Origin of the sequence: Streptosporangium sp. NPDC020145 (assembly GCF_040631275.1) — a bacterium.
In the GTDB taxonomy this organism is placed as follows: domain Bacteria; phylum Actinomycetota; class Actinomycetes; order Streptosporangiales; family Streptosporangiaceae; genus Streptosporangium.
In genome coordinates, this window is the sequence record NZ_JBEXZT010000017.1 from 121987 (window position 1) to 146659 (window position 24673).

Genomic DNA, 24673 nt, shown 5'->3' on the forward strand with positions numbered 1-24673 from the left:
GTGGATGAGCGTCACAGCCATGGGGCGAAGGCGGACGGCCGGGCTTCCCGACCCGGCCGCCGCCTCCACCCCTCCCGTCCGGGCGGCCAACGGACCGGCTCCGCTGGTTCGCCGAAGACGCTCACCGGGGTGCCCTCCCCGGTGAGCGTCCAGGTATGACCGCCGGGGCCACCAGGACGGCGGTGGAGTACGGGCCTGAGGTCGGCGGCCGCCGCCCCCGCGGCTCTGGCGGCCACCCGATGCCGTCAGTCGCCGCCGCTTCCCACCGGCCCGAACGCGACGTTCCTCTCCTGCCGCAGGACCTTCCCGTCGGCCCCGTACGCCGTCACCGTGACGGGCGGCGAGTCCAGGACCACGGCCCCCGCCTTCCCGGGGCCCTCAGGGTCACGCACCGGCCTCCCGATGATCCGTACGATGAAGAACCCGTTGGCGATCCGCGCGGACGTGCGCCGCCCGTCCGCCCAGTCGACCTCGACCCGCCGCACGGCGTCGCTGACCCGCCCGGTGACGACCCGGTACACGTCGTCCTTCTGGATCCGCTGCTCGCCGACTGCGGACGAATGCGTGTGGCTGGTGTACGCGTCCACCCGCAGGTCGCCGGAGAACCCGGCCAGGTCCCCGGGCGGCTGGAACCCCCAGTAGGTGAAGACCGCGCGCTCGGCCATGTCCTTCTGATCGGTCGGCGTGCAGAGCACGAAACCGGCGACACTGCCCACCAGGGCGGTGGTCCCTCCCTTGTCCCGGTACTCCACCAGCACCCGGAAGTCGTCAACCGCCCCGTGCTCGGTGATCCGCCGGTTCCCGTCCATGTTGTGCACGGGCCCGCCCTGGGGCATGCACTCGCGTACGAACCGCAACTGCTCGGGGGTGTTGTCCGGCAGGGCCGCCACACTGGCCCCGGTGTTCGGGCCGGAGGTGTCCGGGAAGGGCAGGACCACTGCCGCCACCACGGTGGCGGCCACCGTGGCGGTCACGGTCACCGCCATGAGCCCGGCGACCGACCACGTCCGGCGCCGACGCCGGGCGAGAGCCCGCGTGGCGTAGGCCAGCGGGTCCACGGGGACGGCCTCGTCGGCCATCAGGCGCAGTTCTTCGGCGATCCGCCGTTCGTCGATGGTCACTGCAGGCCCTCCAGGATGACGGTCTCGCCGACCAGTTCGCGCAGGCGGGCGACGGCTTGATGGGTCTGGCTGCGTACGGTGCCCACCGAGCAACCCATGATCTTGGCGACCTCGGACTCCGGGAGGTCCTCGTAGTAGCGCAGCACCAGCACCGCCCGTTTGCGCGCGGGCAGGACCCGTAACGCCTCGGCCAGCGTGACGCGGGTCTCCACCTCGGAGGTGTGGTCGGCCACACCGTGATCGGGAGGCGCTTCGAGCACGCGTTCGCGGCCCCAGCGCGGGCTGCGCCACCGCCCGACCTGTTCGTGGTACATGACCCGGCGCACGTACGCCTCCGGGTTGGCTCGGATGCGCCGCCAGTGGGCGGCCGTCTTGGCCAGCGCCGTCTGCAGCAGGTCCTCGGCGGCGTGCCGGTCGTTGGTCAGGACGTAGGCGAGCCTGATCAGGCTGTCGGATCGGCCGGCGACGAACTCGGTGAAGTCGCGCTGATGGTCAGGGTGCAAGGGCTCTCCTCGTGTCTCGCACCCTTAGATGGAGGAGAGTCTGCGAATCTATGGCGCGCGTCAGCCTGCACCGCCGATGCCGTGGAGGCGGAAGCCGGTAAGCGCCCCTGTGCGAACCGACCGTCAGGGCCACGTGGGGGAGGCGGCTCGCGCGAGCCGCCGTCCCATGACGATACCGGCTCGATGCCTGCCGTTCGGCGTCGGTGGCACCGCCCATGCCCCGGAACACGCGGAGGCGGTGGCAACCAGGACGGCGGCCCCGCCCCTGGGCGCGGACGGGATCAGGACGTTCCATGCCCCCGGCTGTGGCCTGTTTCTCGGCGCCGCCTGCGAGGCGGTGTGGTGCCGGTCGTCCGGAGACCGCTGACGGCGGCTCCCGCATCGGATCGACCGTGCGTACCGCGGCCTGCCGGGCGCGCGTCCACGGGATCCGCACGGCCGGGACCGTCGGCCGCTCACTCCTCGACCGGGTTCACGGGGGCCGACGGACCGGGCCCCGCGCTGGGTGCCCGAGCGACCGTGGGCCGTACATCGGCCTGTTCTTCGAGGCCCTGGACCTGCCCGGGTCCCGCTCTTCGCGGAGCGGGACGCGGACGTGGTCAGAAGATCCCCGGGCCAGGGGTCAGGATGTGGTCGGGGTCGTACTTCGCCTTGCGGCGCACGAGGTCCGCCCACCGGTCGCCGTACTGGGCGCGCCAGTCGGCCTTGGTGAAGTCCTGCGAGCCGATGGGGTAGCGGGTCCCGCCGATCGCCCGCGCCTTGGCGTGCAGACGGCGGTTGCGCTCCAGCATCTCGGCGGTGAAGGCCGCGTCGGGGCCGGGCGCGGGAGAGGAGGTGAGGATGTCGAACAGGTAGACGTACTCGCTGTCGCCCGGCGGAACCCGGAAGAACGGCCTGGTCAGCTTGGCCCGCCGCTGCGGGAACAGGAAGCCGATGCCGGTCGGGGGGCCGTAGTCGCGGGCGGTGAGCGACGGCATGACCTCCGAGACGTAGGCCTCGGCCGACTCCCCGGGAAGCATGACGTCGAACCACGGCTTGATCAGGTCGTCCCAGGCGCACTGTCGCTGCCACAGCTCGATGACCGGGTCGTAGCGCTTCACCCACCCCAGGTAGGTGCTGTTCTCGATCTCCGCGGAGGCCGGGGAGACGCTCAGGTCACGCAGCAGGCGCTGGTCGTTGGGCGGGGTGTCGGCGTCGTGGAAGACGACCACGTTGAGCTGGCAGGTGATGTTCGTGCCGTCGGGTACGGACATCAGCAGGTAGGAGCCGTCGACCTCGTTCCTGTCCAGCAGGATGTGCAGGTCGTCCCAGGCCCTCGCCACCTCGGTGACCGGGTAGCGGATCATGTAGTTGCGCGCCAGCGAGCGGGAGGGCACCAGGTCGAGCGTGGCGCGGGTGATCACGCCGCACTGGCCGAGACCGCCGAGCATCACCTCGAACAGGTCCCGCTCGCGGTCCATCGAGCACCGGTGCAGGCGGCCGTCGCCGGTGACGACCTCAAGCTCGCGGACGTGGTCGATCTGCACACCGAAGTTGTTCTGCGCGGGGACGCCGCCGACCGAGAGCGTTCCACCGACCGAGAGCCCGACGTAGGTGGTGAACAGCGGGGGCGTCAGACCGCGGGGCGCGGCGGCGTCGGCCGCCTCCCGCCACAGTGCGCCGGAGCCCACGGTGATGGAGTCGGGGCCGATCGAGTGGATGGCGGACAGCGACCGGTTCTCGATGATGAGACCGTCGGTGAGTCCCTGCCCGTGGGTCGAGTGCCCCTGGCCGCGGGTGGAGACCGGGATGCGGTGCTCGCGGCAGAAGCGGACCATTTTCTGGATGTCGCGGACGGACCCGGGCCGAAGCACCGCGCGGGGTAGGCGCTTCACGATCCTGCCGAGGTCACGGCCGTCGGCCTGACGGGTGGCGAGATCGGTGAGCAGGACGCCGTCCAGGTGAGGGATGCGCTGGAGTCCACCGGAGCCGGGACCGGTCGCCCACGCCCGCTCCACAGGATCGAAGCCGACAATGAGGGCGCTCGCACCGAGCGTGCCGAGGAATCGTCGTCGTGTAACCACGTTTGAGACGCTAGTGATCAAGCTATATGGGGACAACGCGCCTTTCGTGACATTGCGCATCGCGCGTCCGCGTGTACAACCGTTTTCCGGGGATCGGGACGCCTCGAAACCGGCCTCAACCCTCGGGGTTCGGGCCGGAACCGGGGTCGACTTCGGGGTCAAGGCCCTGAGGGTTGAGGCCAGGGCTCGGGGCCGGAACCGGCCTCAGGAGGCCTTGAGACCGTGCCGGTAGGCCCGGGGCGAGCAGCCGTACGTCTGCCTGAAGACCCTGCTGAAGTAGGAGGAGTCGGCGAACCCCCACTGCGCGCCCACCTCGCCGACGGCCCTGCCGCCGAGCCGGGGGTCGGACAGGTCCTTCCTGCAACGTTCCAGGCGGCGCTGCCTGATCCAGCGGGCGACCGAGACGCCCTGCCGGGCGAACAGCTTGTAGAGGTAGCTGGTGGAGATGTGGTGCGCCGAGGCCACCGACTCCGGTGACAGGCCCGGGTCGCCCAGGTTGTCGTCGATGTAGGCACGGATCCTGGGCATCAGGCCGTCACGGGGACCCTCGTTGGGACCGGCTTCGACGAAGCCGGCGGCGGTGTGCCGTACGGCGTCCTTCAACCGCTCGACGGTCGCGGAGTCCGCCGCCAGGTGTCCGGGCAGCCTGAGCACCAGCATCCCGGCGTCCTCGGCGGAGACGTACGTCACCGACATCGTCTCGCCCATCAGGAACCGACGCCCCTGCCCGTCTCGCCGATGTGTCCGCCGGTCGTCACCCCACGAGTCACACGGACCTCCTCAACACTGGGATTTCTCCCACATTAAGGAGGTGTTCACCTGCGGGAACAGGCACTAGGTACGGCCAGGCTGGTACTTTTCCCGGATTTCCTTACGGAAGTCCCCCGGCGTCACCCCGGCCTCCCGCTTGAAGAACCGGCCGAAGTAGGAGGCGTCGTCGAAGGCGAGCGCGCGGGCGATCTGCGCGACCGACAGGTCGCTCTGCACCAGCAGCCGCTTGGCCTCAAGCGTGAGCGCGTCCCTGATCACCTCACCCGGACTGCGTCCCGTCGCCTCCTTGACCGTCTCCGCCAGGTGCCCCGAGGTGACGCCGAGCCGTTCCGCGTAGGCCCGGACGGAACGGACGTCGATCACGTGCTTGGCGACCAGCCGGGTGAAGGCCCGCGCCAGCATCGAGGAGCGTGTGACGGCCCCTCCGCCGTTGCCCGCCTCAAGCAGACGTCCGCTGGTGACCAGCAGGATCTGCAGGTACGACTGGAGCATCGAGGCGAAGCCGGCGCCCCGCCCCCGGTACTCCTCGCACATCAGCCCCAGCAACCGCGCCATGCCCTCCGCCTCCACGCCGGAAAGGCGCAGTTCGGCACGTTCGCTGAGACCGTGGAAGAAGGGCGGCTCCTCCTGCCACAGCAGGAACTCCTCGGTGAACAGCACCAGCGTGCCCTGCATGGGCACCTCGTACGTCCAGTGGTGGACCTGGCCCGGCGCGATGAAGTACATCGTGTCGGGCCGGATCGGGGACGACCTGAAGTCGACGGTGTGGGTGCCGCTTCCCGCGCTCACGTAGAGGATCTCGTAGAACACGTGACGGTGCGGGAAGGCGGCCCGCGACCACGACCCCATCTCGTCGAAGGTACCGACGGCGAAGGGCGAGAGCCCCATCGGTACCGGCACCTCGATCTCATGCATCGGCAACATCCGGCTCACCCCCTCTGCGTGTGGAACCCGGCCCTAGGACGTGGCGAGGTTGATTCCGGGCTCGTCGATGGGCTTGAGGCCGTACCCGTCGAGGATCTTGTCGAGCGTGCCGTCCGCCTTGAGCTCCTTCAGCGCGGCCAGCAGGGCGTCGGCGAAGGCCTTGTCCTTCTTCGCGACGAACATGCCGACGTAGGTCGGCGCGAAGCCCTCGGCCACGATCGCCACCGGCGAGCCCTGGCTGATGGCGTACTTGGCGGTCTCGGCGACCAGCACCTCCACGTCCACCCGGCCCGAGCGCAGCGCCAGGTCGGCGTCCTGGGCCGTGGGGAACTCGACCGCCTCCGCGGCGGGCTTTCCACCGTCGGCGCACTTCTTCGAGGCGTCCTTGACCACCTGCACGTCGGTCGTGCCGCGGATCGCGGCGACCTTCTTGCCGCAGACGTCGTCGAGTGACTTGATCGTCGCCGCCTTGTCCTTGCTGGTCACCAGGACCTGCGAGGACTGCATGTAGTCGACGAAGTAGCCGATCTGCTGGCGTTCGAGCGTGTCGGAGATGCCGTCGTCGGCCATGTCGTACCGCCCGCCCGCGACGCCCGGCAGCAGCGCCTCCCAGGCCACGTTCTGGATCTTGTACTCCAGGCCGAGCTTGGCGGCGACCGCCTTGCCGACCTCCGGGGTGATGCCCCCGGTGATGTTGTTGGCCGAGTCGGTCAGCAGGTAGGGCAGGTTCGGCAGGGTCGTGCCGACGTTGATGACCCCCGCCTGCTTGATCCGGTCGGGCACCAGCGCCGCCGCGCCGGACGCCGCCGGGGCCTCCGAGGCTCCCGGGGCGGGCGCGGCCGAGGACGGGGACGCCTCCGGCGTCGAGGTGCCGCACCCGGCGAGTACGGCCACGGCCGCGATCAGGACACAACCACGGGTGATGACTGACATGTCACTCCTTGCTCTGCGAACTCATGCCGGGCTGTACTTCGCAGCCCGTGGGGGGGGTGGCTCGGGGACCTTGCTTCGGGCGCCTCGGGCTCCGAGGCTCTTGGGACCTGGGGCTCGGGGCTCGGCGTCGAGGGCTTCGAGGTGTCGCCGGCCCTTACAGGACGCGGGCCAGGAACGACGCCGTCCGCTCCGACGAGGGCGAACGCAGTACCTGCTGTGCCGGGCCCTGCTCCTCGACGACACCGCCGTGGAGGAACACCACGGTGTCCCCCACCTCCTGCGCGAACCCCACCTCGTGCGTGACGACGAGCATGGTCATGCCCTGACCGGCCAGGTCGCGCATGACGCCGAGGACCTCGCCGACCAGTTCGGGGTCGAGCGCGCTCGTCGGCTCGTCGAACAGCAGCACCGACGGGTCCATGGCCAGCGCGCGGGCGATCGCCACCCGCTGCTGCTGGCCGCCGGACAGCTGCGCCGGACGCTTGTCCGCGTGCGCCGCCAGCCCGACCCGTCCCAGCAGGTCACGTGCCCGCCTCTCGACCTCGGACCGGTCCCGCCGCAGGACCGTCACCGGCCCGAGCATGACGTTCTCCAGCGCCGTGAGGTGCGCGAACAGGTTGAACTGCTGGAAGACCATGCCCATCTTGCGGCGCGTCATGGCCAGCCGCTTCGGCGACGACTCGACCAGCCTGCCGTCCTTCGGCTCGTAGCCGACCACTTCCCCGTCCACGGCGACCAGCCCGGCGTCCACGGTCTCCAGGTGGGCGATGCAGCGCAGCAACGTGCTCTTGCCGCCGCCCGACGGGCCGAGGAAGCAGACCACCTCGCCGGGGGCCACGTCCAGGTCGATGCCCCGCAGAACCGGGGTCGCGCCGTACGACTTGCGCAGACCCCTGACACTCACCGCGCCCTTCACCGCAGCCCCCGCTCAAGGTAGTGCTGGCCGATCGAGGCCAGGCTGACCAGCGCCAGATACCACAGGGAGGCGACCAGAAGCAGGGCGATGACCTGGTAGTTCTGGCCGTAGATCTGCTGGGCGCGGGTCAGCAGGTCACCACCGCCGATGACCGAGACCATCGAGGTGCCCTTCAGGATGAGGATGAACTGGTTGCCGAGCGCGGGCAGGATCACCCGTACGGCCTGCGGCACCACGATCCGCCGCGACGCCTGTGCCGGGGTCATGCCGATCATGAGCGCGGCGTCCACCTGGCCACGCGGGACGGCCAGGAACCCGCCTCGGATGATCTCCGCCATGTACGCGGCCTCGTGCAGGGCCAGGCCGAACAGCGCCGCGACGAACGGGGTGATCAGCGTGTTGGCCTCGCCGTACCAGCCGAGTGAGGTGCCGGGAATCCCGATGCCGATCCTGGGGAACAGCAGCGCGAGGTTGAACCAGAAGACCAGCTGGACCAGCAGCGGTGTCCCACGGAAGAACCAGACGTACGCCGCGTAGGCCGCGCTGAGCACCGGGTTGTCGGACTGCCGCATCAGGGCCAGCAGCATCCCGAGGACCAGGCCGAACAACAGGGTCGAGACGGTGAGCAGCAGCGTCACCCCGACCCCGCTGAGGATCGGTTCCGCGAACAGATAGGATCCGATCACCGCCCAGTCAAGGTTCGGGCTGGTGACGACCGTCCAGCAAAGCCAGGCGGTCAGCGCGAGCAGTACCGCGCCGAGCCCCCATCGTGACCCCAGGCGCCGCCGCCGTGCGACGGGCATCTTCGAGAGTTCGTCGAGCACGCGACGACCGTAGAACCGCCCCCGACGCCAAAGCTTGACGCTGACTGCACTCTTGTGGGATCTCCCGATACAGATGCCACGTTCAGCTTGATCATTCCTCCCGTTCGTCCTTCGAGGACCTGTCCGCCCTCGTCTGCGCACCATCCGCCTTCCGATCTTCGAAGGACGAGAACTCCCGGGAGCGCGTCGGAGGGCGGTCGCGGAATCCCGCGACCGCCCTCCGGTCCGCCGGTATCAGGGCGCACGGCCCGGCGCCCCTGAGCTTCTATCCTCTGAGGATCAGTCTGGAGCCGGATTCCGGTATTCCGGCCGAATCGTATCCTCCGTCTTTCGGATGCGACCAGACACTGAAGCCAAGGCACACCACGAAGCTGCTGCCATTACCCGGCTCCAGCGTCAGGCAATTTACTTTCGAAGCTTTCGAGCCAGGTACTCCAACGAATTCCAGCATCTCGCCTGCCGATCTCCTATCAGCTTTGGCGAGCGTCAGAGACTCATACGTTGACTTGAGCTTCACTCCGATTACTCCGTGGAAAAAGACTTCGATGAGGTCACGGGTGGAGGCTCTGTCGACGCTCCGAAGACGCAACTCGGAGTGGCTCACCCCGTATCGCCACGGGCGGAACCTCCGCTCAATTAGCAGTGGCAGGTCAGCCCCCTCTGGGGGGCTTGCCTCAGCGTACGAAGGGATTGGCAACGGGTGCCCCGTTTCGGTAGAAGGTCACACGCGGCCAAGAGCTCGGATTGTCCCGTATGAAACTCAGCTCCCACGCGGTCGCGTGCCCGTCGAAGATGGGATCCAGACCGCTTCCAGCTCCGGCAGCGGCCACGGGATCCTCGATACCGTCCAGATTAAAGTGGATACTGGTTTTCCCGTTCTTGACAAAGTCCTTGAACTCGCTGACCCAGTTGTCGCCCCCGGACGGCCAGTCATGATAGGACTTCGCCCCCTTCGAGTCGGCGAAGCTGAGCAGCGCCATGGGATCACCATCGACTTCGCTAAGACCGAGCGCGATGTTCTCACAGGGTCCACTGTTGTGGACGAGGATCGGCGCGGCCCCCGCCACCACATAGTACGTGTGGAGATCGGCGACGGTGAGGTTGTGAACACGCTGGTAGGCGGACCATTTCTTGATCGCGGAGATCTGAACGTAGGTGCCGGCCGAGGTACGCAGCGACATGCCGGGGGTGAGATCCCTGGCGTCGACCCACCTGTGCAGTTCAGGCACCCAGAAGGGGTGGATTTCGGTGGCGATGACCAGACCCGTCTTGTTCCCCTCCTTGCCGTCGGTGTCGACGGTGATCTGGACGAGGTTCTTGTCGTCCTCACCGGTGATCAGTGCGATGACAGGTCTGGCCTCGGTCTTGCCGGTCTCGGGGTCGGTGGCCAGGACCTCGTCTCCGACCTTGACGTCCTCGATTGGCTTTCTGGTGCCGTCGGCCATGAGCACCTCGGTGCCCGGGACGAAACTCTGGCGGCACGCCTTGGAAGCCTTTCTCATCTTGTTCCCGGCTCGGATGGCCTTGCTGCCCGCCCGAAGAACGCCTACGGCCGCTTCCGCACCTCTACCGAGAGGACCGGCGAGGATGCCCACGGCGGCCCAGGCGCAACTGCTCCCGTCACCTTTGGCGTAGTCAACATAGTCCGCAGCGAAAAGATCGTAGAGCGCGGCTATTTCAGACTTGCCCCAGTTGCACTTCTCGTGCCCGATCTTCTGGCACTGTTGGAAGTAGGCGTTGATGTCCTCACCGGGTTTGGGGCTGGGAGTCGCCTTTGTCGTGGAGGCCTGCTTCTTCACGGACTTCGGCGGTGACACCGGAGGCGGCGGAGTGGGACTCGAAGCCTTCTTCGGGGCGATGCCGCCGGCGTCTGAGGAGGCCACGTTGAAGTGGCCGTCGATCTCCACGATGCCGATGGGGTTGCCGCCGGTGAAGGCGTAGCGGTTGGAGGTCCAGGGGTCCAGGCCGAGGCCTAGGTCGTCCAGGGCTCCGTCGTAGAAGTCGAGGGTCAGGAAGCGGTTCAGGCCCGGGCTGTAGTCGCGGAAGCCCATGTCGTAGGTCCCGGTGGAGTTGTCCCACCGTTTGGCGTTGAACCGGTAGGGGTTGTACTCGTCCTTGCCGGGGTCGGCCGGGTCGGGTCTGTCGACGCCGGTGAAGAGTTTGTCGTCGTTCTTGCCGTAGGCGGTGTAGCCGTAGGTGGCACGGGTGTCGTCGGTCTCCGAGGTCAGGCTCTCGACGTCGGTGTGGGCGTTGTAGCCGTAGTAGGACGGCCTCTCCCCACCGCCGAACCTACGACATCTGGGTTTTCCTCACCTTCAAAGAACTGGGGTCATCCAAATTCGGCCCACCGGAGGCGTTCAACGGCGGGAGGAAGGAGCGCTTCGAGGCGTTGGCGAGTCCTGGCCTTCAGTCTTTTCCACGCCAGGAGAGAAGATCTCCCGGTTGACAGTCCAGCGTCTCGCAGATCTTGGTCAGTGTGCTGAACCTGATCGCCCTGGCGCGGCCGTTCTTGAGGATGGACAGGTTCACGATGGTCACGCCGACGCGTTCCGACAGCTCCGTGAGGGTCATCCCCCGCTCCGCGAGAAGGCGGTCGAGGTGTACGGCTATGCCGTGTTCTTCCATGTCGGCGGGTGACATCAGACCAGGCCTTCGAGGTCCTCACGCATCCGGACGGCGTTCCTCATGACGCGGGTGAGCGTGATGAGACCCAGCCCGGTGAGAACGACCGCCGGTGAGATGTCAGGCAGCCGGAACGTGTAGGAGTAGCCGACGCTGAGCGTGCCGAGCAACTGAGCGTTGGCGAGGTCCTGAACGGTGGGAGCCAGGACGGCACCGACCAGCAGCCACCACCCCAGGGAACGAAGCCCTCGCGCCACATCGAGTGTGTAGACGCCCCGCCTGTCCGCGACGCGGACCATACGCCACACCATGACGAGCGCGCCGACGGCGAGCACGAAGCCGGGGAACGTGGTGAGCGCCTGCCAGATCATCTGCGCCCCGCTGGGATCGTCCGTGCAGAACCGCGTTCCCGTCGCCATCGTCGACACACCCGAAGTGGCGCGGTCGACGAGAACCTCTCCCGCCTGCAGGCCCGGATCGACGGCGCACGCGGTCTCGCCGTCCAGCCCGAAGAGACTGCCTCTCCCGGAGGCGAGAAGCCCCAAGCCCACCACCGTGACGACGACGAACCACAACAGCCCAAGCGGCGCCGCGCTGGCCAAGGGCTCCAACGAAGGTTTCCTCTCGGACATCTCGCTCCCACTTATCGTTTTTCGATAACCAGGACGATAAGTTATCGAAAAACGATAAGTCAACCGGCCGTCCCGAGGCCACCTCGTGTGGTCGCCGAGGGTGTTCAGGACTGGGTGGGGTTGGCCCTGGTTATCACCTCTTCGGCGGTCAGGGGGGCCTTGGGGTGGTGGGACAGGCAGAGAGGGACCAGGGTTTTGGCGAAGGCGGTTCCCTCGGCCGCCAGGTAGAACTGGCCCGTCGTCAGCCGGGAGACGTCGGTGACCGCGCCACCCTTCGACCTGGCCATCTCCTTGGCCGCCTCGATCTGGGCCGGGGAGTTCAGCAGGCCGTAGAACTGGGTCGCGGCGTTGCCCGGAATCCAGTTGTGCAGCCCCTTGGGCGCCTGGGTGGCGAACACCAGGCCGAGGCCGTACTTGCGGGCCTGGGTGGCCAACGCCAGCGTGCTCCGCGTGCAGGCGGTCGTCCCACCCGAGGGCGCGAAGGTCTGCGCCTCGTCCATCACGAACAGACCGCCGAGCGGACGGTCACCGGCCGGATTCCTCCTGATCCAGGCGAACAGCGCCATCTGCAGCTGGTTCACGAAACTCTGCCGCTGTTCGTCCGACGGCAGGCCGACGAAGCTGATCACCGAGACCCGTGCCCGCTTCCCCGGGGGCGGGGTGAGCAGCACGCCGGGATCGACCGGCGTCCCCTCCCCGGCGAACAACGGGTCGTTGACCATGGCCGCCATCAACGTCTGCGCCAGTTCGGCCGCGATCTTCCCGGCGTTGGCGAGTTCGCTCACGCCGTACGGCAGCTCCGCGAGCAGGTCGACGAAGCCGGACATGCCCACTCCACCCCCGCGCCCGTAGTGCACGAGGGCCTCCCTGAGCACGGCCAGCCCGACCTCGGTCTTCGCCGTCTTGGTGGTGAGCTTGGCGCGCGGCGCGAGCGAGGCCACCGCGGCGTCCACGGCGACACCGAACTCGTCCGGGTCGGCCACGACGCTCGCGAAGTCCGGCAACGGCTGGAAGCTCAACGGCCGTCCCGCCTTCCGCCGTGGCGTCCAGACGACGACGTCGGTGGCCGCGAGGTACTCGGCCGCCTTCTCCGCGTCACCCGGCCCCCAGCCCTGCGGCGGTTCCGGCCAGCCGTCACCGAGTCGCGCGAGGTCGTTGTTGGGGTCGAGCACGATCGCGGAGACCCCTCGGAGGGCACACTCCTCGACCAGCCTGCGGATGAGGACGGTCTTCCCCGACCCCGACCCGGCGAAGATCACGGTGTGCTTCCTGAGCGCCTCAAGCTCGACCGAGACGGGCCGGCCGCCGATGACGGTGTTGCCCAATGGCACGTACGGCGGCTGCTCCGTGATCTGTGGGGTCACGGACCGGGAGTCCACGGGCCTGACGGGCGCGAGGTTGGGGGACACGGGCTGAGGGGACACGGGCCTGACGGGTTCGGGGGTCACGGCGCCGGTGGGGGTGGGGATCGGTGCGGGCTCCGGCTCGGTCCTGGGAAACGGCTCCGCGACGCCGTTCGAACGCCCGGTTCCGGTCTCGGGGAGCGTGCCGCCCGAATGCTCGGGTTCTCCCTCGGGGAGGGTGTCCCCCAGGGCCTCGCGGAGCAGTTTCACGTCCCGTGCCGGACGCCGTACGGCCAGCCAGGCCCGCAGGTTCGGCGGGTTGTCCGCGTACAGCTGCCGCAGCGCGGCAAGGATCCTGAGGTCCTCCTCGTCGACCGTGAGCACCCTGCCGCCCGCCTTCTCGAACTCGGCGACGGCGGCGATCGTCTTGGGACCCTGCGTCCAGGCCACGTTGCGCAGCACGAACAGCCGCCTGCGGGAGACCTCGGCGTTCAACCCGGCCGTGACGGAGGCGGCGCGCAGGCGGCTGAGGGCGGCGATGTGGTGCGTGGCGGCGATGGCCCGGAACGCCCAGTGCTCCTCGTCCTCGGTCTCCTCGTCCAGGGTGCGCCGCAGTCGCGCGTGGAGCGGGGGCTTGCTGCTGGGCGGCGGGTCCACACTGAACTGGGCCCCGGCCTCACCGAGCCCGTCGATCCAGGCCGAAAGCCCGGCCGCGAGCAGGGCGGGCATGACGGCGTCCTCAACGGTGGCGTTCAGGGCGTCGTCCGTGGGCGTCAGCTTCTTGAGATCGGCGAACCGGGCATCGATCTGCTCGAAGGCAGAGGGCTGGATGATCTGTTTGGGCTGGCGGTCGATGGTCTGCCCGAGGCGCTCAAGCTCTCGTACCTGCTCGTCTGCCAAGCAGGCGTCGATGTGAGCGTCGACCCTCGTTAGAAGCTGTCGCGGGGTGTACTCGCTGGCGTTCTCGAAGACAGTCGGCCGGATCGGCCAGGTCGGGTACGGCGGAACGAAGCCGATCTCCGCGAATCGGGAGGCGAACCGTTTCTCGACCAACTCCTGGGCAGCCTCGTCGCTGGGCAGGGGCTTGAGGTCGGGCATCACCTTGAACCGGTCACGCGCAGTGTCCACGGCATATGTCTCGATGAGAGTCCAGGTCTGCTGCAGGCACGAGACGATCGTCAGAGTCCTGTTAGTGGTCTCGCGCAGCGCCATCAGACCGCCGGCCACCTGGTCGATCATGATCAGGTCACGCCAGTCGTGCGCCGCCGTACCTTCGGTGGCAAACGGCGAATGAGCGACGAGTACGTCGATCTGATCGACGGCGATGACGGATGGTCCGGTCAACGCGAGCAGCCGAGAGATGTCCTTGACGATCGCCTGCGGTGTTTTGAACAGTTGTCGAATGCCCCAGGCCTCACGTCCATCCAATCCTTCTTCCTGCAGCCCGCGGAGAAAACCCTCACCCACGTCCTGTGCGGCGTAGTCGGCTCCTGCGTACAGCACAAGGGCGCGCAGGGTATCCCTGGCATCCCTGCCTACATGGGAATTGAGAGTGCGCACCCCTTCCACGAAAGCGTCGAGGCTCTCCCTCGTCACCCCACGGTTCCCGATCACCTCACGGTGCACTCCACGAGGCATGTCGGTGAGTTCCGACAGCCGCCGCAGCAGGATCTTGAGCTGGCTCTCCCCCTCGGCGCCGTTCCTGGACAGGCCGTCGAGGATCGCGGAAAGGGCGCTCTCCCAGAAAGCCTGCGCGTCCAGCAGTTGGATCAGGAAGAAGTAACCACCGTCTTGTTGGATCCTCTCGCGAATCCAACCGAGCAGACGAGTTTTGCCTGTGCCCTTCTGCCCGCGCAGAACCAGGCCGATGGGGCTGGTCGCGCCCCCGGTCGCCACATCATCGAGACCGCTGAGGATGGCGCGTTCCACAGTCCGGTTCAGGCCCTCAACGTGGAAGGTGGCGGGATTCCACACGTCCTCCGGCCCCTCGACGTAGTTGCCCTTCAGCCTCCGGAGGGCTTCGAGCTCCGGGGTGCTCACCGGGCCTCGATCGCGATGAGGTGCTTCTCCTGCTCCCCGATGATCACCGCAGCCGCCCTGGCCTCCGGAGTGAGGGTTTTCCTGTTGCTCTCCGGCACGATGCTCACCTCGGGAATGTGGATCATCCCCTTGAGTGCGATGTCCACTTCCTCTCGCGTGGCATTTCCGAGCAGCGGGCGCAGCCGTACCAGGTTGACCCAGGCACCAGGCTTCTCCGCCAACCTCGTATAGGCCGCGCGGATGCGCGTGGTGATGTCCCCATCGGTTTCCACTTCGACGGCAGCCGTCGGAGAGTCTTCCGGAAGGAAGAGGTCAGAGAACTCCCGTCCGGTCCGCGTCAGGATTCCACGGACCAGGGACAACAGAGCGAGACTCATCGCCCCGCCCGCACCGCTGGGCGGAGAAACATCGGATGCGACCGCGAGCTTCAGTTCCTCCCAACCCTTGTCCAACAGGGTGTGGACAAGAGAACGCCCCTGCTTGTGGCTCTCGATGAGCTTGAGGTCGTTCAGCTTCTCGCGGGATTCCTTTCTGAGGACCACGCGGTAGCGCTTCTCCAGGTCAGGGTTGACAATCTTCTCCCCCTCGACCGCCAGAACCATCAAAACCGTGATTTCAGTGAACGAAAGCCCTGAATCAGACATATCTCTATCCTTCGTGCGTGGCGCGGTGGGTGTGGAGAAAGCGCTTCAGTTCTCGGAGTACGGACGGCATATCGGTCAAGACGCGCTCATTGGTGAAACGGATGACCGCGTAACCGTCCTCAATGAGGCGTTCGTCGCGTAGACGGTCCCCAGCGAGCTTCCTCGGCCTGCGATGGTCGCGGCCGTCGAGTTCGACGACGCAGCGTTCGGCCTGCCAGATCAGATCGACCTTGATGGGGTTGACCAGCGGATGCGGCTGGTAGGTCTGGTTCCAGGCGCGCCCCGCCGCCCAGGCGTGCGCGCTGAGCGCCCGCTCCAGGGCCGCCTCGACGGAACTCCCCGGATGCGGACGCCCCGCCACGGCCGAAGACCCCGCCACCGAGGACGCCGAGGAACCAGCCACCGGCGAACCCGGAGAACCGACCGCCGAGGACTCCACAGCCGAAGAAGCCGAAGGCCTTCCCATCAAGGGGCCTGCCACCGAAGAAACCGAAGAGGCCGGAGGACCGCCCATCGATGAAGCCTCAGGAGACGAGGAACCGCGCGCGGTAAAGGCCGTAGAACCGTTCATGGAGGAACCGGCCAGCGGAGAAGCCGAAGAACCGGCCGCCGGGGAAGGCCCCAGGGGTGAGGCGGGGCCGTACTCCTGGAGAGATGTCAGCACCGGGACTCGGTCGACCGTGGTCAGGGCGGCTCCGGTGAGGCAGACGCCCAGGTGGCCGCGGTGGGTGAGCCATTCGGCCGCCGCCACCAGCGTCTCCTCCCGGGCGGGCGAGAGTCCCTCGGGGATCGTGGCCAGGACCACGGTGTGCGGGCGGCCGAAGCTCGCGGCGAACGCCATGGCCAGGCCCTCGGCCCGCGTCTCCGGCGGGACGGGCCGGTGGGGAAGGCGCAGGCCCTCGCCCGCCAGGGAGCGCGCGGCGAGGTCGCCCAGGAAGGCGGCGAGGTCGCGACGGCCCCGGACCTTCCGTCTGGCCAGTTCGCGTACGGCGGGCAGCGCGAGCCCGCCCGGCCCGGTGATGTCCGCGGCCTCGGGGAGCCAGGCGGGGTAGAGACCGGTGACGGCCTTCTCCAGCGCGTCGAGCACCTCGGCGACCGTCTCCCGTACGGCCGGGCCGCCGCCCATGGTGTGGGGAAACATCGCAGACGCCGTGGTGGTCGTGAAATCGGCCGAGGACGACGGGGCCGAGGTGACCTTCGTGGCGGCCGTGGGATCAGCCCGGCGAATCCAGACGACCCGCCGCGCCGGTGGCTCGTTCCACGATCGCGCCATGTCGTTCCCTCCGGGCCACGGAGTTTCAGCCCGGTGGAGACCGGGTCTTTTCCGGATCCCCGCCTGTCGTGGTCGTTCTCCGGGAAAGGACGCCTCGGAGAAACGGGCCCGGCGGTACGTCAACCCGCACGAGCGAAAGATCCAGGGAAAAGACCATAGGGGAATGCCTGGACCCGTGTATAGATTTCCCGGGAAATGCCCTTAAGGCGCTAGTTGGGACCGTACCGGACTCGGGGCGACGAGTCCGGTACGGCGTTCAGCACGCGCGCAGGAAACGGTCGAGAACCCTGGTGCCGAACTCCAGGGCATCGACCGGCACGCGTTCGTCCACCCCGTGGAACAGCGCGGTGAAGTCGAGATCGGGCGGCAGTTTCAGCGGTGAGAAACCGAAGTGCCGCACGCCGAGTCGCTGGAAGGATTTGGCGTCCGTGCCCGCCGACAGCATGTAGGGCAGGAGGCGGGCGCCCGGGTCCTCCGCCGTGACGGCCGTGGCCATCGCCTCGACGAGCGCCCCGTCGAAGGTGGTCCGTACCGGGGGCAGGCTGTCCCACTCGCGGATGATGTCCGGGCCGAGGACCTCGGCGAGTTCGGCCTCGAAGGCCTTCTCCCGCCCGGGGAGCATCCGGCCGTCCACGGTCGCCCTGGCCACCGAGGGGACGACGTTGGCCTTGTATCCGGCCTCGAACATCGTGACGTTCGCGGTGTCCCTGAGGGTCGCGCCGATCATCCTGGACAGGTTCCCGAGGCGGGCGACGGCGGCCTCGGGGTCGTCGGGGTCGAAGGGGACGCCGGTCACCTCGGCGACGCCGGTGAGCAGCTCACGCACCGGGTCGGTGAGCACGAGCGGGAAGCGGTGCCGTTCGAGGCGGGTGATCGCGGCGGCCAGCTTCGCCACCGCGTTGTCCCTGTGCAGCATCGACCCGTGCCCCGCCGTACCCCTGGCCGTCAGCCGCAGCCACATGACGCCCTTCTCCGCCGTCTCGACGAGGTAGGCGCGCACGTCGTCGGCGAGGGTGACCGAGAAGCCGCCGACCTCGCTGATCGCCTCGGTCGCGCCCTCGAACAGCTCGGGGCGGTTGTCGACCAGCCAGCGGGCGCCGTAGAAACCGCCGGCCTCCTCGTCGGCGAGGAAGGCGAAGATCAGGTCCCGGGGCGGGACGACGCCGTCGCGTTTGAAGGAGCGCGCGACGGCCAGCGTCATGGCCACCATGTCCTTCATGTCGACCGCGCCGCGTCCCCACACGTAGCCGTCGCGCACCTCCCCGGAGAACGGGTGCACTGACCATTCGGCCGGGTCTGCGGGCACGACGTCGAGGTGGCCGTGGATCAGCAGCGCGCCCCGCGCCGGGTCGGCCCCCGGCAGCCTGGCGATGACGTTCCCCCTGCCCCGGGCGCCGGACTCGACGTAGGTGGTCTCGTAACCGACCTCGGACAGTTTGGCCGCGACGTACTCGGCCGCCGCCCGTTCGGTGCCCGGCGCCGTGGGGTCGCCGGTGTTGGTGGTGTCGATCGCGATGAGTTCACTGGCCAGGGTCACGACCTCGGCGACGGCCGTCTCGACGCTCATGCGACGGGGACGACGGGGATATGGCCGGGGACGCGCACGGCGAGGAACGTCGTCGTACGGCGGAGCCTGAACCCGAGCGACTCGTAGAGGCGGATCGCGTTCGTGTTGCTCGCCGCGGCGTGCATGAACGGCGTCTCGCCCCGGCCGCGGATGCCGTGGGCCACGGCGAGCACGAGCCGGGTCGCCAGCCCCTGCCCCCGGAAGGCCTCGTCGGTGCAGACGGCGCTGATCTCCGTCCAGCCCGGTGGGTGCAGCCGTTCGCCCGCCATCGCGACCAGCGCGCCGTTCCTGCGGACGCCGAGGTAGGTTCCCATCTCGATGGTGCGGGGCAGGAACGGCCCCGGCCTGGTCCGTTCGACGAGTTCGAGCATCTCCGGCACGTCCTTCCTCTCCAGGCGGACCGCCTCCTCGTACGGCGCGGCACGCACCCCGTCGTCGACCAGCTGGACACCGGCCAGCCGCATCACGACCTCCCACCCGTCGGGTGGTGGGGTTCGTACCCCGTTGAGGGGGACCACCTCACCGGGGCCGACCAGCGTGGCGATGTCCTCCCAGTCGGTGGCGTCGGGCTCCTCGGGGAGCGCGGTGAACGTGGCGACGTCGGCCGGGTAGCGCAGCACGTTGCCGCGCCGTTCGGCGAAGTGGGCGTGCGGTCCGTTCAGGGACGACCTGGCGGGGGCGTCCAGGGGATGCGGCTCACCGGCCGCGTCCCACCCCGAAGGCGCGTTCGACATCCGGCCCTCCATAACCCTTTATTCCTACTTGAATAGAAGGGTTAATTGTCTCCCGCCCGGCGTTATTCCCCTACTCCCGGGACTGGCGGAACCGCTCCAGGACCGACGGAACCGCTCCAGGGACCGGCCGAACTACTCCCGGGGCCAGCGGAACACGACCGGCCGCCGGGCCCGGGGTTCGCGCGAGGGATTCTCCGGCCGGTCGGCGTACACGCGCCAACGCTCGACCGACCTCAGGATGTCCAGGCCGATCCGCTCCAGGAGCGCCCCTCCCCTGACCAGCCGCCGTCCGACGGGCCCGTCGAAGCCGACCGCCTCCGCCGCCGCCATCGCGGCCCGTCCCGCCTCAAGTGTCTGGCCCGCGCTGATCACGATCGAGTGGTACCAGCTGTCGTCGTCGACCACGTAGACGTCACGACGCCGCCGCGGATCGCGCTCGCGCCGGATGAACCCGTGCTGGAGCAGGTAGTTCACGGCCACGGAGACGGAGGCCGGGCTGATCTTCAGCCTGCGGGTCAGTTCGGCGGCGGTGCGCCTGCCCTCCTCGGACATCATCAGGTCGAGGTGCACGCGCGCCATCATTCTCGGCAGCCCCGTCCTGACCGCCATCTCGATGATCTCCTCCTCCCTGGCGTCACCCGGCGACCCGGTCGCGCGCGGGGGCGCCGGGGTGCCGCGCCGCGCCCGCTGGACCGTCGCCAGGTGCGCCTCCTGGGGCCGGTAGTCGCCGGGGCCGCCGTTGCGGGCGATCTCCCGGCTGATCGTCGAGGTCGGCCGGTCGAGCCGCCGGGCGATCTCGGCGTAGGAGAGGCCGTCGGTGAGTCCGGTGGCGATGCGCCTGCGTTCCTGCTGGGTCAACCGTCCGCCTGGCATGCCGTCAGTATTGCCTTCGCCTCCATTCATTGCAACGATCGATTGCATTCGACCCCAGCGTCATTGCACCAATTTATCGCGACTTACCTGGGCAAATGCATTTCGAATGATTGACAGTCATTCCTGATGCAACGTAGCTTTCAAGATGTATCGAACACGTACTATCGCGAGGCGAGGAATGGCAATGGAACACACCGTCACAGCACTGCCGACCGCGCGTCAGTCCGGCTGTCCGTTCGACCCGCCCAAGGAACTGACCGAGGCCCGCGCGCACAGCCCCATCAGCCGTCTGACCTTCGCCGACGGGCACCAGGGCTGGCTGGTCACCGGCTACGACCTGGTCAGATCCATCCTGGCCGACCCGCGCTTCAGCTCCCGCAGGGAACTCATGCGCCACCACCCGCTGATCGACTACGGCGACGTCGAGACCCCTCCGGCGGCACCGGGCGAGTTCCTTCTCATGGACGAGCCCCTGCACGGCCGCTACCGCAAGCCGCTCGTCGGCAAGTTCACCGTACGGCGGATGCGGCAACTCACCGAGCGCGTCGAACAGATCACCGCCGACCACCTGGACGCCATGGAGAAGGCCGGTCCCCCGACGGACCTGGTGACCGCGTTCGCCAAGCCCATCCCCGCCATGATGATCTGCGAACTCCTCGGCGTGCCGTACGAGGACCGGGGCTCCTTCCAGTCGCAGGTCGAGTCGCTCATCAGCGGGCAGGTCGGCGACGACGAGATGCTCACCGCCTACACCTCGGTCCAGCACTATCTCGCCGAACTGGTGACCGCCAAGCGCGCCGACCCCACCGACGACGTGCTCAGCGACCTCGTCGACGGCGACTTCACCGACGAGGAGCTCCGGGGGATCGGCTTCCTCCTGCTGGCCGCCGGACTCGACACCACCGCCAACATGCTGGCCCTGGGCACCTTCGCGCTACTGCGCAACCCCGCGCAGCTGGCCGCGCTGCGCGCCGACCCCGCCCTCACCGACCGGGCCGTCGAGGAGCTCCTGCGCTACCTGTCCGTCGCCAAACAGTTCTACCGGGTCGCCCTTGAGGACGTGGAGGTCGGCGGCCACACCATCACGGCCGGAACCATGATCATCCTGGCCTACCACGCCGCCAACCGCGACCCCCAGCGCTTCGCCGACCCCCACCTGCTCGACCTGCGCCGCGACGACGGCGGCCACCTGGCCTTCGGTCACGGCGTCCACCAGTGCCTCGGTCAGCAGCTCGCCCGCGTCGAGATGCGCGTCGCCTTCCCCGCGCTCGTCAACCGCTTCCCCACGCTCCGCCTGGCCGTACCGGCCGAGGAGGTCGGCCTGCGCCCGGAGGCCGCCGACATCCACGGGGTCACGAGCCTCCCGGTCACCTGGGACGTGTGATCACGACATGAACACGAAGGGCATGACCACCAGGAACACGTACACGATGAAGACCACCGCGTACAGCAGGCCCGCGAGGGCGGGCCGCCGGTGCCACCAGGGCAGTTCCAGGCGCGGGTAACGGCTGATCACCTCGCGGAACGACAGGTCGTCGCGGCTCACGACGACGCCGTTCTGCTTCCAGACCCGAAGCAGCCCGTCGGGCCAGTCGCTCTGCCACAGCACCCGCGCGACGTCGTCGGCGTTCGTGCTGATGATGATCCAGGGTGTCGGTTTCGTGGCCATCGGGTTCATGACATTGACGTAGTGCACGTTGGTGATCGTGGAGCGGGAGAGCTGCCACCCTTTCCCGTTCCATCCCACGTACCGCAGCGTGTCGCCGTCAACGACCAGGCGCATCGTCCGCCCGCGCCGCAGCAGATACACGATGCCCCAGACGGCGGGCACGCCCAACAGGATCACGAACGCGGGCAGGGCGAGCAGCCCGAGGCCCTCGCTGCCGTACGAACCGTTGACCATCCGTAGCAGCAGGAACACCAGCCCGATGAGCAGCAACGGGATCGACGCGGCCATGGCGACCAGCCATCCCGGCCGCTGAGGACGTAAGACCACGGCATCAGACCGGCCCGGGGAAACATCAGTCATGAAAGAAATCATCTGCCACCGCGGAATCCGCGTCCATCACAATGAACCAACCGACCGGCCCGCCGACTGTGAAAAGTATACGAGCGCGGGGCACCGCACACCCCCGAGCAGGGAAGTCGCCCCGACGACCGCGTCGAATCCGGTGAAAAACAAACAGCATATGAACGCGGCCGCATCCCGTTTCGGCCATGCCGATTCACGGGAATCCGCCACGGGTCCGCGAACCAAACGGATTTCAATTTTCTCCACACGGTGACCGTCCAGACCCACTGATCTTTAACTCGTGATGTCCGGTTCCGGTGGTACCCCCCGCTCATGCGGTACGCGCAAGGCGGCGGGCTGACCGCCGCGCGACGCGTCAAGCGACATCGGACACCGTGTCCACCGGCACCCGGCGCCGCACCGCCTTCGTCGGCGGCCGGTGAGACCTGGCCATCTTCCTGGAGGCCAACGCCGCCGTTCCCGTCCCGACCGACAGACCCGGCGATCATCAGCCGACACGGGTTCCCTCCGGCGAACGGCCGGCCATGGGACCCCCTGGTACTCCCTGGAGGCGAGGGAGCACTCAGGGGCGACCGGGCCCGCCTCCTGCGCCCTGTGGATCTTGTTCACCTCGGCCTGGAGGGGGCCACGGTCGACCTGCGGGACTTCGAAGCTCATCACCACGTCGTCGGCGTTCGCCGCCAACGCGGCGAGGTGCGCGGGAGCCGCACCCGCGCACATCAGGCGTATCGCCCCTCCCTAACGGCCGCCAGTCGGGCGGCGGCGCGGTTCGCGCCTTCACACGTGGACAGGGCCTGCGCGGGTACGGCGATGCCGGTGAAAACCAGCACGACGGAGACCGCGACCGCGACGAGGCTGAGTAAGGGAGGTGAACGATGTTTCACAACGCTCTCCAAAAAGGGCACGCGTAGAAACGCCAGCGGTATTTGCGGGTTTCCGTAATCCGGGAGCGGAGGAAGGCGAACGGTCAGCAGTCGACGGTCACCTCACGGTCCACCCACATCTGGTCGACGCCCTTGTTCCCGAACACGGAGGCGAAGACGGTGCCCTGGTAGGTGCCGTCGACGCATGGCACGGTGCTGCTCGCGGAGTGGGACTTCTCGGGGCCGTTTCCCTCGCCGACCGCTTCGTCGTAGGGCGCGTCGTTCTGCGGGGAGAGCCAGACGAGCAGCCAGTCAACGGTGGCCGGAGCGGATTCGGAGCATCGCGCGCCGCCGTTGAAACGCACCTTGCCGTCCACCACGTGGGGATCCTCGAAGAACACCTCGCACCCGGGGTAGACCTCCGACACCTGGACCCCGCTCCCGGATTGGGCGAGCCCGGAGGATGACGGGGCGGCGCTCGCCGTCCCACTCGGGGTGACGCTCACCAGGGCGGCGACGATCGCCCCGGCCACCATGGTGAATGTGCGGAGTCGGTTCATGAATTTCTCCAATCGGGGGGCATTGCGGAACAGCCCTGACGGCCCGGAGGAGAAATCCGAAACCTCAACTCGGCGGTTCTTTCCGGGCGCGGGTCGATCACGATTTCGATCGGGTGGCACGAAGCGCATCGGCCTGATTGGTCTACATGTCATCCCAGGACGGAGCGGAGATCAACGACTGATCGACGTATGTCTGACAGGCCGTGCCTGTCGATCCTGTTCACGCCTGTCAACGCGCTGAAATCATGAAGGCGTGGAGCTCCGCCAGCTTGAATACGCCATCGCGGTCGCCGAGGAACTGCACTTCGGAAAGGCCGCCGCCCGGATGCACGTCACCCAGCAATCGATCAGCGAGCAGATTCGCCGGCTGGAAAAGGAGATCGGCGCCCCGTTGTTCGTCCGCACCAGCCGCCGGGTCACCGTGACCGTGGTGGGTGAGGCGTTCCTGCCCGAGGCCCGCCGGGCGGTGGCCGCCGCCCGCCACGCGCTCGACGCCGGACGTCGCGCCGCCGCCGGCCCGGCCGACGAACTTCGCATCGGTCACGCCGCGGACCTCGGCCTGCGCCTGTTCCAGCTCGTCGTCCCCGCGCTACGTGCGCGTCTGCCCGAGGTACGGCCGGCGCCGTGCCCGATGACCACCGCCGACCAGCTCGCCGCGCTGGAGGACCGCCGCCTGGACATCGGCTTCTGCTGGAACACCGAGGCCCGGCCGGGGCTGGACTCGCTGCTGGTGGTCCGCGAACCGTTCGTCCTGGCCCTGGCCGCCACCCATCCCCTCGCCACCGAGACCGCCATCGATCCCGTACGGCTCTCCCACCGGCCGATCATCGTGCACGAGCGGAACCTCAGCCCCTGGCTGTACGACCACATCATCGGCCACCTGCGCGACCACGGCACCGTGGTGACGATCCACCGGGAGATCTCCAGCCTGGACCGGCTGCTGCCACTGGTCCTCGCCGACGCGGCGATCGGGATCACGGTCGCGGCCTCCGCCGCGGCCCGGCCGTTCGCCGGCGTGGTGTACCGGCCCTTCACCGAACCGAGCCCGCTCGCCGACCAGCGCATCGTATGGCGGCGGGGCACCACCGATCCCTCCGTCCTGGCCTTCGTCCAGATCGTCCGTGAACTCCGGGAGGCCGGGGCGTTCGTCCCCGGCTACCCGGACCTGCGGAGCGGACCGCCGGACGGGCTCGACCCCCTCAGTGAAACCTCAGGATGAGCGACCTCTGCCGAGCGCGGATCATCCGCCGCTGTGGGCTCTCGGAACAACGGTCGCAGCGTGATCGCGAGTCGCGGGTGGGCATGCCGGTTGAGTTCCTGGCTGATGGTGACCGTGCGCCGGCTTCGGTCCGCTTCAGAGCCGTGACCCCAGGCTTTTCCGATCGCTCCGCTTCGCCGGGTGACCGGCTTTCAGCATCTTCCATCCTCGGCCCGG

General features: G+C 68.4%; 21 protein-coding genes and 1 pseudogene. 2 read left to right on the forward strand and 20 right to left on the reverse strand.

Annotated features, from left to right (window positions below):
* Positions 1–245 precede the first annotated feature (245 nt).
* From ABZ463_RS27205 to ABZ463_RS27290, 18 genes and pseudogenes are all read right to left on the reverse strand, one after another.
* Positions 246–1121 carry a hypothetical protein gene (locus tag ABZ463_RS27205; protein ID WP_362780325.1) on the reverse strand — a complete coding sequence of 292 codons (876 nt, stop codon included), beginning with the start codon at positions 1119–1121 and terminating at the stop codon, positions 246–248.
* The gene (locus ABZ463_RS27210) at positions 1118–1624 is read right to left on the reverse strand and encodes a SigE family RNA polymerase sigma factor (protein ID WP_362780327.1); all 507 of its coding nucleotides are present in this window, start codon (positions 1622–1624) and stop codon (positions 1118–1120) included. The genes ABZ463_RS27205 and ABZ463_RS27210 overlap by 4 nt, the downstream gene beginning before the upstream one ends.
* A 599-nt stretch (positions 1625–2223) precedes the next feature.
* Positions 2224–3687 carry an FAD-binding protein gene (locus tag ABZ463_RS27215; protein ID WP_352014487.1) on the reverse strand — a complete coding sequence of 488 codons (1464 nt, stop codon included), beginning with the start codon at positions 3685–3687 and terminating at the stop codon, positions 2224–2226.
* A 204-nt stretch (positions 3688–3891) separates the two neighbouring features.
* Positions 3892–4395 carry a helix-turn-helix domain-containing protein gene (locus ABZ463_RS27220; protein WP_352014488.1) on the reverse strand — a complete coding sequence of 168 codons (504 nt, stop codon included), beginning with the start codon at positions 4393–4395 and terminating at the stop codon, positions 3892–3894.
* Between the two features lie 126 nt (positions 4396–4521).
* On the reverse strand, positions 4522–5382 hold the full coding sequence (locus ABZ463_RS27225; RefSeq protein WP_362780331.1) for a helix-turn-helix transcriptional regulator: 861 nt from the start codon (positions 5380–5382) through the stop codon (positions 4522–4524).
* Positions 5383–5415: 33 nt separating this feature from the next.
* Positions 5416–6315, reverse strand: a complete 900-nt coding sequence (locus ABZ463_RS27230; RefSeq protein WP_362780334.1) for a transporter substrate-binding domain-containing protein — start codon at positions 6313–6315, stop codon at positions 5416–5418.
* Positions 6316–6469: 154 nt separating this feature from the next.
* Complete coding sequence (locus ABZ463_RS27235; protein WP_362780337.1) at positions 6470–7231, reverse strand: amino acid ABC transporter ATP-binding protein; 762 nt, start codon at positions 7229–7231, stop codon at positions 6470–6472.
* Entirely contained in the window at positions 7228–8055 is an 828-nt protein-coding gene (locus ABZ463_RS27240) for an amino acid ABC transporter permease (RefSeq protein WP_352014492.1), read from the reverse strand. Before ABZ463_RS27240 ends, ABZ463_RS27235 begins: the two co-directional genes overlap by 4 nt.
* Before the next feature lie 674 nt (positions 8056–8729).
* On the reverse strand, positions 8730–10283 hold the full coding sequence (locus ABZ463_RS27245; RefSeq protein ID WP_362780395.1) for a polymorphic toxin-type HINT domain-containing protein: 1554 nt from the start codon (positions 10281–10283) through the stop codon (positions 8730–8732).
* 178 nt (positions 10284–10461) lie between these two features.
* Positions 10462–10695 carry a helix-turn-helix transcriptional regulator gene (locus ABZ463_RS27250; RefSeq protein ID WP_352014496.1) on the reverse strand — a complete coding sequence of 78 codons (234 nt, stop codon included), beginning with the start codon at positions 10693–10695 and terminating at the stop codon, positions 10462–10464.
* Positions 10695–11288, reverse strand: a complete 594-nt coding sequence (locus tag ABZ463_RS27255) for a DUF2975 domain-containing protein (RefSeq protein WP_362780340.1) — start codon at positions 11286–11288, stop codon at positions 10695–10697. The genes ABZ463_RS27250 and ABZ463_RS27255 overlap by 1 nt, the downstream gene beginning before the upstream one ends.
* Before the next feature lie 125 nt (positions 11289–11413).
* Positions 11414–14692, reverse strand: coding sequence for a DUF87 domain-containing protein (locus ABZ463_RS27260; RefSeq protein WP_362780342.1), 3279 nt, complete (start codon positions 14690–14692; stop codon positions 11414–11416).
* A complete protein-coding gene (locus tag ABZ463_RS27265; RefSeq protein WP_352014499.1) occupies positions 14689–15336 on the reverse strand; it encodes a hypothetical protein in 648 nt (215 codons plus the stop codon). Before ABZ463_RS27265 ends, ABZ463_RS27260 begins: the two co-directional genes overlap by 4 nt.
* 4 nt (positions 15337–15340) lie before the next feature.
* Positions 15341–16477 (reverse strand): DUF559 domain-containing protein, encoded by a 1137-nt coding sequence (locus ABZ463_RS27270; RefSeq protein WP_362780344.1) that lies wholly within the window; start codon positions 16475–16477, stop codon positions 15341–15343.
* Positions 16478–16865: 388 nt separating this feature from the next.
* Complete coding sequence (locus ABZ463_RS27275) at positions 16866–18176, reverse strand: M20/M25/M40 family metallo-hydrolase (RefSeq protein WP_362780346.1); 1311 nt, start codon at positions 18174–18176, stop codon at positions 16866–16868.
* Positions 18173–18910 carry a GNAT family N-acetyltransferase gene (locus tag ABZ463_RS27280; RefSeq protein WP_362780348.1) on the reverse strand — a complete coding sequence of 246 codons (738 nt, stop codon included), beginning with the start codon at positions 18908–18910 and terminating at the stop codon, positions 18173–18175. Before ABZ463_RS27280 ends, ABZ463_RS27275 begins: the two co-directional genes overlap by 4 nt.
* Before the next feature lie 132 nt (positions 18911–19042).
* Positions 19043–19519 carry a helix-turn-helix domain-containing protein gene (locus tag ABZ463_RS27285; RefSeq protein WP_352014544.1) on the reverse strand — a complete coding sequence of 159 codons (477 nt, stop codon included), beginning with the start codon at positions 19517–19519 and terminating at the stop codon, positions 19043–19045.
* A 66-nt stretch (positions 19520–19585) separates the two neighbouring features.
* Positions 19586–19831, reverse strand: a pseudogene (locus ABZ463_RS27290) (helix-turn-helix domain-containing protein); the annotation flags it as partial.
* Between the two features lie 136 nt (positions 19832–19967).
* Here ABZ463_RS27290 and ABZ463_RS27295 point away from each other — a divergent pair.
* The gene (locus tag ABZ463_RS27295; RefSeq protein ID WP_362780350.1) at positions 19968–21167 is read left to right on the forward strand and encodes a cytochrome P450; all 1200 of its coding nucleotides are present in this window, start codon (positions 19968–19970) and stop codon (positions 21165–21167) included.
* Here ABZ463_RS27295 and ABZ463_RS27300 read toward each other — a convergent pair whose 3' ends face one another.
* Both ABZ463_RS27300 and ABZ463_RS27305 read right to left on the reverse strand, forming a co-directional pair.
* A complete protein-coding gene (locus ABZ463_RS27300) occupies positions 21168–21812 on the reverse strand; it encodes a hypothetical protein (RefSeq protein ID WP_362780352.1) in 645 nt (214 codons plus the stop codon). It lies immediately after the preceding gene.
* Positions 21813–22782: 970 nt separating this feature from the next.
* On the reverse strand, positions 22783–23238 hold the full coding sequence (locus ABZ463_RS27305) for a hypothetical protein (RefSeq protein WP_362780355.1): 456 nt from the start codon (positions 23236–23238) through the stop codon (positions 22783–22785).
* Between the two features lie 253 nt (positions 23239–23491).
* Here ABZ463_RS27305 and ABZ463_RS27310 point away from each other — a divergent pair, with 253 nt between their 5' ends.
* Entirely contained in the window at positions 23492–24457 is a 966-nt protein-coding gene (locus ABZ463_RS27310; RefSeq protein WP_362780358.1) for a LysR family transcriptional regulator, read from the forward strand.
* Positions 24458–24673 lie beyond the last annotated feature (216 nt).

Excerpts from the sequence above, each read along its gene's own strand:
- ABZ463_RS27265 (WP_352014499.1), bottom strand. The coding sequence starts at position 15,336 with ATGTCTGATTCAGGGCTTTCGTTCACTGAAATCACGGTTTTGATGGTT.
- ABZ463_RS27225 (WP_362780331.1), bottom strand. The coding sequence starts at position 5,382 with ATGTTGCCGATGCATGAGATCGAGGTGCCGGTACCGATGGGGCTCTCG.
- ABZ463_RS27275 (WP_362780346.1), bottom strand. The coding sequence starts at position 18,176 with ATGAGCGTCGAGACGGCCGTCGCCGAGGTCGTGACCCTGGCCAGTGAA.
- ABZ463_RS27230 (WP_362780334.1), bottom strand. The coding sequence starts at position 6,315 with ATGTCAGTCATCACCCGTGGTTGTGTCCTGATCGCGGCCGTGGCCGTA.
- ABZ463_RS27295 (WP_362780350.1), top strand. The coding sequence starts at position 19,968 with ATGGAACACACCGTCACAGCACTGCCGACCGCGCGTCAGTCCGGCTGT.
- ABZ463_RS27285 (WP_352014544.1), bottom strand. The coding sequence starts at position 19,519 with ATGGCGGTCAGGACGGGGCTGCCGAGAATGATGGCGCGCGTGCACCTC.
- ABZ463_RS27300 (WP_362780352.1), bottom strand. The coding sequence starts at position 21,812 with ATGACTGATGTTTCCCCGGGCCGGTCTGATGCCGTGGTCTTACGTCCT.
- ABZ463_RS27280 (WP_362780348.1), bottom strand. The coding sequence starts at position 18,910 with ATGTCGAACGCGCCTTCGGGGTGGGACGCGGCCGGTGAGCCGCATCCC.
- ABZ463_RS27250 (WP_352014496.1), bottom strand. The coding sequence starts at position 10,695 with ATGTCACCCGCCGACATGGAAGAACACGGCATAGCCGTACACCTCGAC.
- ABZ463_RS27305 (WP_362780355.1), bottom strand. The coding sequence starts at position 23,238 with ATGAACCGACTCCGCACATTCACCATGGTGGCCGGGGCGATCGTCGCC.
- ABZ463_RS27270 (WP_362780344.1), bottom strand. The coding sequence starts at position 16,477 with ATGTTTCCCCACACCATGGGCGGCGGCCCGGCCGTACGGGAGACGGTC.
- ABZ463_RS27220 (WP_352014488.1), bottom strand. The coding sequence starts at position 4,395 with ATGGGCGAGACGATGTCGGTGACGTACGTCTCCGCCGAGGACGCCGGG.